Source organism: Candidatus Methylomirabilota bacterium (assembly GCA_035764725.1).
In the GTDB taxonomy this organism is placed as follows: domain Bacteria; phylum Methylomirabilota; class Methylomirabilia; order Rokubacteriales; family CSP1-6; genus DASRWT01.
Genome location: DASTYT010000072.1, coordinates 1 through 5,291 on the forward strand (window position 1 = coordinate 1; position 5,291 = coordinate 5,291).

Here is a 5,291-nt window from a genome sequence, read left to right on the forward strand (position 1 = left end):
CTGCCGCCCATCGCCTGGCGCTGGTTCCGCTCGCTCATCACACCGCATCCTCTGGGGGGCTGCAACATGGGCGACAGCGCGGCGAACGGCGTGGTGACCCACAAGGGCGAGGTGTTCGGCTACCCGCGGCTCTACGTGGCCGACGGCGCCATCGTGCCGGAGGCCCTCGGCACCAACCCAGCCAAGACCATCGCTGCGCTCGCGGAGCGCAACGTCGAGCTGATGATGAACGACCACCCGCGCGGGAGACTGTGAGGACTGCCATGCTGGAGCGTCCACTCGAGATGGCCGTGCTCGGTGACTCGGTACTCTGGGGCTCCGGTCTCGAGGACGAGCAGAAGCTCTGGACCTTGGTGCGCCGGTGGCTCGAGGAGCACGGGGAAACCGTCCGCCTGCGCGTCCTCGCGCACTCGCTCGCCGTGATCGAGCCCGACCCCGTGAAGGACGCGGCGCCCCCGGTGTGGGGCGAGGTGCGCTACCGGTATCCGTCCATCACGTATCAGGCGCTGGACGATCCGCGGCTGGGCGATGATCCCACGGCCATCGGCCTCGTGCTGGTGGACGGCGGCATCAACGATCTCGGGCCCCTGAATCTCGTCAACCCGTGGCGCTCACCCCAGTGGGTGCGCGAGCAGGCCGCCGAGCACTGCGGGCGGAAGATGCGGAACCTCCTGCTGGGACTGCTCACCCGCCTGCCCGAGGCGCAGGTGGTGGTCACCGGCTATTTCCCCATCGTCTCTGCCCAGACCTGGTTCGTCCGCGCCCTTCCGTTCCGATCGCTCCGGCGGCGGCTGGTGGAGCTGTCGGAGACGTGGGCGGAGGCGTCCGACGCCTGGCTGCGCTGGGCGGTGGATCAGGCGAATCTCCACGGCTCGGGATCGCGGGTGCTCTACGCCCCCGTCGCGTTCCGGCCCGAGCACTGCTACGGCGCGCCCAATGCCCACGTCTGGAGCCTGTGGGAGGCGCTGACGGACCGGACTCCGGTGGGCCAGCGCCGCCGCTGCGAATGCCGCCGCCGCAAGCCGTGGGATCTCATCTGCCCGATCGACCGGGCCTTCCATCCCAACGACAAGGGCGCGCGCGCGTATGCCGACGCGGTCATCCACGCGCTCGCGGGGGTGCCGAGCGCCGCGCGCTGAGGCGCGCGCCTAGACGATCTTCTCGTACACCCCGGGCGGGATCAGCCGGAAGACGGGAATCGCCTCGGACACGTTCTTGAAGCTCTTGGGGCCGAGCGCTTCCAGGACGAAGACGCCGCGGATGCGGTCGGCGGTCTTGGGGCCGATGATGATCTCGCCCCCCTGCGCGAAGCCGGCAAAGCGCGCGGCCTGATTCGTCACGGGCCCGGTGGCGGTGAAGGTCCACCGCTGCGCCCCGGCTCCGCCGAGCTTGGTCGCCCCCACCAGCGCCTCGCCCGAGTTGATCCCCATGTGCAGCGCGATCGGCTGCATCGACGCGCGGTACTGCTCGTTGAGGTCGAGCGTCTTCTGGCGGATGGCGAAGGCGGCGCGGGTCGCGTTGACCGCGTGGTCCTGGCTGGAGCGGTCCGCCTTGTCCTGGGCGGCTCGCTGGAAGATCACCATGAGCCCGTCGCCCGCCGTCTCGTTCACGTCGCCGTGGTGGGCGCGGATGATCTCGAGGAAGGACGAGAAGTAGGTCTGGACCAGCTGGTTCAGCTGCTCCGGCGGGAGCTGCTCGGAGAGCTTGGTGTAGCCGGCGATGTCGAGGAAGAGGACGGAGACCTCCTCCGTGCGCTTCTCGAGCTCGGTGGCGTTGGGATCACGCTCGAGGAGCGCCTTGACGGCGTCGGGGACGAACTTCGACAGCTCCCCCTTGAGCTGCTGGAGCAGCTCGACCTGGCGGCGCGAGGCCTGCAGGCTCTCGAGCGTGGAGGCCAGCTCGGCGTTGCGCGCGGCGAGGTCGTCGCGGGCGCGCGCCAGGGTCTCGCTCATCTCGTTGAGCGCCCCGCCCAGGTCGTGGAGCTCGTCGCCCGGCCCGGCCAGCTTGACGCGCGCCGCGAAGTCCCCGGCCCCGATGCGCCGCGCCACGCCCGCGACCTGCCGCACCGGCTTCACGACGACCTGGCGCATCGCCACCCACAGGACCGCGCCCGCGGCGAGGATGGTCAGGCCGCCCACCATCATCTGGCGGTTGCGCTGCTGGCGCACCTCGGCGAAGACCGGCTCCATGCTCGTGGCCACGCGCACTACCGCCCGCACCTTGTGATCCGAGCCGTGGCAGCCCTGACACTTCTCCTGGTTCAGCACCGGGCGGACCACGGTGAAGACCGTGGCGCCGTCGCGCTTCTCCAGCAGCTCCTGGGGCTGAAGCGTCTCCACCGCCGCCTGGAAGAGCGGGCGGCCGGCCATCGAGGGCCCGGCCGGGCGCTCCATCTTGGCGATGGAGTCGAAGACCTCCTTCGAGAGACCCGCGTTCTTCTCCACCTCGTTCAGGGTGGCCAGGTCGGTGAAGGCCTCCACGCCGTTGCGCCGGTAGATGTCGAGCCCACCCACCGCGGACGAGCTCTTGAGGTCGCTGATCAGCATGCGCGTGACGTCGGGCCGCTCCTGCAGCATCGCGCTCTCGATGCTGGCGATCATGGCCTCGGTGAGGCGGCGCGCCGCCTGCTTGTTCTGCTCGACCAGCAGGGCCGATTCCTGGCGAATGGTCAGGATTGTCGAGGCGCCGAAGCCGATGATGAGCACGGCGACGATGACGAGCCCGATCTTCGTGGTGAGCGGGACGCGGGTCATCGCGCGGCAGCGTAGCACCGATGGGAGGGCGGAGGCCAGCCCTGCGGGCCCGGCCGGCCTCCGGCCCAAAATGCTGCCGGCTTCCCTCGTGGCCCGAGGGCGGGTATACTTCCGACCACTTTTCGGGCCTGCGCCTCCCACCCCGGGCGCGGCCCCCCCGTTCGGGTTCAAGTGGATCGGCCGAAGGAGAGACATGGCCCGATTCGTCCTGTCCCGCATCGGTCAGACGCTCGCCGTGCTCTTCACGGTGTCGGTGATCATCTTTGCCTTGATGCGGATGATCCCCGGCGACCCCGTGCTCATGATGCTCGGGGACGACTTTACCCAGGACGCCTACGAGAACTTGCGGTCCAAGCTCGGCCTGGATCGCTCGGTGGTGATCCAGTACTTGTACTGGATCGGCCGCGTGCTGTCGGGCGACCTGGGGGATTCCTACCTCAATCACGAGCGGGTGAGCCGGCTCGTGCTCGACGCCTTCGTCCCTACCCTGGTCCTCGTCATCGCCAGCCTCATCGTGGGCGTCCTCATCGCGGTGCCCTCGGGAATCATCGCCGCCATGCGCAAGGACTCCCCGTGGGACTGGGGCTCCATGGGCTTCGCCATCTTCGTGTACTCGATGCCCTCGTTCTGGAAGGGCATCATCCTCATCTGGGTCTTCAGCGTCTATCTCGGCTGGTTCCCGACCATGGGGTACGTGGCGCCGTGGACGGACTTCCGGCAGGGGATCTGGCGGCTGGTGCTGCCCGCGATCACGCTGGGTACGTTCTTCTCGGGCCTGGTGGCGCGCATCATCCGCTCGAGCCTGCTCGAGGTGCTCGACCAGGACTACGTCAAGGCCGCACGCGCTCGCGGCGTGCGGCAGGCGGCGCTCGTCTACAAGCACGCGATGGCCAACGCGCTCATCCCCGTGGTGACGGTGATCGGGCTGCAGTTCGGGACCCTGCTCGGCGGCGCCGTGCTGACGGAGACGGTGTTCGCCATTCCCGGCATGGGACGGCTGTCGGTGGCCGCCATCCTCAACCGGGACTACGCGGTGGTACAGGGCGCCATCCTGCTCGGCGTTTTCATGGTGGTCGTGGTGAATCTCCTCGTGGACCTCGCCTACGCGTTCCTCAACCCGCGGATCCGGGTGGCCTAGCGGCGTGGCTCGCCCTCTCGGCGCCGACGGTCGCCCCTTCGATCCCGATGGCCTGAGTGTTCCCGCCGTCTCGCCCGAGCCGGCGGCCCTCGGCGCGCGCGCGGCGCTGGGCCGCTGGTGGCGCCGCTTCGCGCGCAACCGGGGGGCCGTGTTCGGGCTGGCCGTCTTCCTCGTGCTGGTCGCGATGGCGATCTTCGCGCCGCTCGTCTCGCCCTACGATCCGCTCGCCCAGGGCGTGGGCACGCCGATGGCGCCGCCGAGCCTGGCCCACTGGGCGGGTACGGACAGCTTCGGCCGCGACATCCTGAGCCGCATCATCTTCGGCTCCCGCGTGGCCTTGATCGTGGGCATCGCGTCGGTGCTCCTCGCCATGGTCGTCGGCGTGACGCTCGGGCTCGTCTCCGGCTACTACGGCGGACTCGTGGACGCGGTGATCATGCGGATCATGGACGGGCTCTTCGCCTTCCCCATCATCATCCTCGCCATCGCCATGATGGCGGTGATGGGCTTCGGCGTGCGCAACGTGATCATCGCGGTGGCGGTGGGCTTCATCGCGCCCTTCGCGCGCGTGACCCGCGGCGACGTGCTCGCGGTGAAGGAGGAGCCCTACATCGAGGCCGCGCGCCTCGCCGGCGTGGGGAGCCTCACCATCATCTTCCGCCACGTCCTCCCCAACGTGCTGGCCCCCATCATCGTCCAGGGCGCGCTGCGCGTGTCGGGCGCCATCATCACGGAGTCGGGGCTGTCCTTCCTGGGGCTGGGGCCGCCGCCGCCTACACCCGCCTGGGGCCGGATGATCGCCGAGGGCCAGACCTTCATCGTGATGGCACCGCACATCGCGACCATTCCCGGCATCGCGCTCATGGTCGCCATCGTGGCGCTCAACCTCCTCGGCGATGGGCTGCGGGATACTCTCGACCCGCGGATGCGGCGCTAGCGTGGCGCCCCCGGACGTAGCACCGGTCCTGGACGTGCGGGGGCTGACCGTGGAGTTCAGCACCGAGGGCGGTGTGCTCCGTGCGGTGGACGACGTGAGCTTCGAGATCGGCCGCGGCGAGATCGTGGGATTGGTGGGCGAGTCGGGCGCGGGCAAGTCCCTCACCTCGGAGGCCATCCTGCGCCTGATCCGCTGTCCGCCCGGCCGCGTGCAGGGCGAGGTGTGGTTCCGCGGGCAGAACCTCCTGGCCCTGGGCGAGCGTGCGCTCGCCGACATCCGCGGCAAGGACATCGCGATGATCTTCCAGAACCCCGGCGCCTCGCTGAACCCGGTGTTCCGCGTGGGCGAGCAGATGCTGGAGGCCATGGCCGTGCACCTCCCGGAGCGGCGCTCGGCCCTCCGGAAGCGCGTCCTGGAGATCCTCGGCCGGGTGGGGATCCCCTCGCCGCAGACGCGGGCGCGC

General features: G+C 69.9%; 6 protein-coding genes. 5 read left to right on the top strand and 1 reads right to left on the bottom strand.

Features of this window, described 5'->3' with window-relative positions; all coding sequences use genetic code 11:
• Together VFX14_12030 and VFX14_12035 are read left to right on the top strand one after the other, a co-directional pair.
• On the top strand, positions 1-255 hold a 255-nt coding region (locus VFX14_12030), incomplete at its 5' end, for a GMC oxidoreductase (GenBank protein HEU5190409.1).
• An 8-nt stretch (positions 256-263) separates the two neighbouring features.
• On the top strand, positions 264-1,139 hold the full coding sequence (locus tag VFX14_12035; GenBank protein HEU5190410.1) for a hypothetical protein: 876 nt from the start codon (positions 264-266) through the stop codon (positions 1,137-1,139).
• A gap of 9 nt (positions 1,140-1,148) precedes the next feature.
• On the opposite strand, the gene VFX14_12040 is transcribed toward VFX14_12035, so the two are convergent.
• Positions 1,149-2,753, bottom strand: a complete 1,605-nt coding sequence (locus tag VFX14_12040; protein HEU5190411.1) for an adenylate/guanylate cyclase domain-containing protein — start codon at positions 2,751-2,753, stop codon at positions 1,149-1,151.
• 193 nt (positions 2,754-2,946) lie between these two features.
• Here VFX14_12040 and VFX14_12045 point away from each other — a divergent pair, with 193 nt between their 5' ends.
• From VFX14_12045 to VFX14_12055, 3 genes are all read left to right on the top strand, one after another.
• Positions 2,947-3,891, top strand: coding sequence for an ABC transporter permease (locus tag VFX14_12045; protein HEU5190412.1), 945 nt, complete (start codon positions 2,947-2,949; stop codon positions 3,889-3,891).
• 4 nt (positions 3,892-3,895) lie between these two features.
• Entirely contained in the window at positions 3,896-4,828 is a 933-nt protein-coding gene (locus VFX14_12050) for an ABC transporter permease (GenBank protein ID HEU5190413.1), read from the top strand.
• Position 4,829: 1 nt separating this feature from the next.
• A partial coding sequence (locus VFX14_12055) for an ATP-binding cassette domain-containing protein (protein ID HEU5190414.1) occupies positions 4,830-5,291 on the top strand: 462 nt, incomplete at its 3' end.

What these genes read in the sequence shown, in the direction of transcription:
- VFX14_12045 (HEU5190412.1), top strand. Translation starts at nt 2,947, where the DNA reads ATGGCCCGATTCGTCCTGTCCCGCATCGGTCAGACGCTCGCCGTGCTC.
- VFX14_12040 (HEU5190411.1), bottom strand. Translation starts at nt 2,753, where the DNA reads ATGACCCGCGTCCCGCTCACCACGAAGATCGGGCTCGTCATCGTCGCC.
- VFX14_12035 (HEU5190410.1), top strand. Translation starts at nt 264, where the DNA reads ATGCTGGAGCGTCCACTCGAGATGGCCGTGCTCGGTGACTCGGTACTC.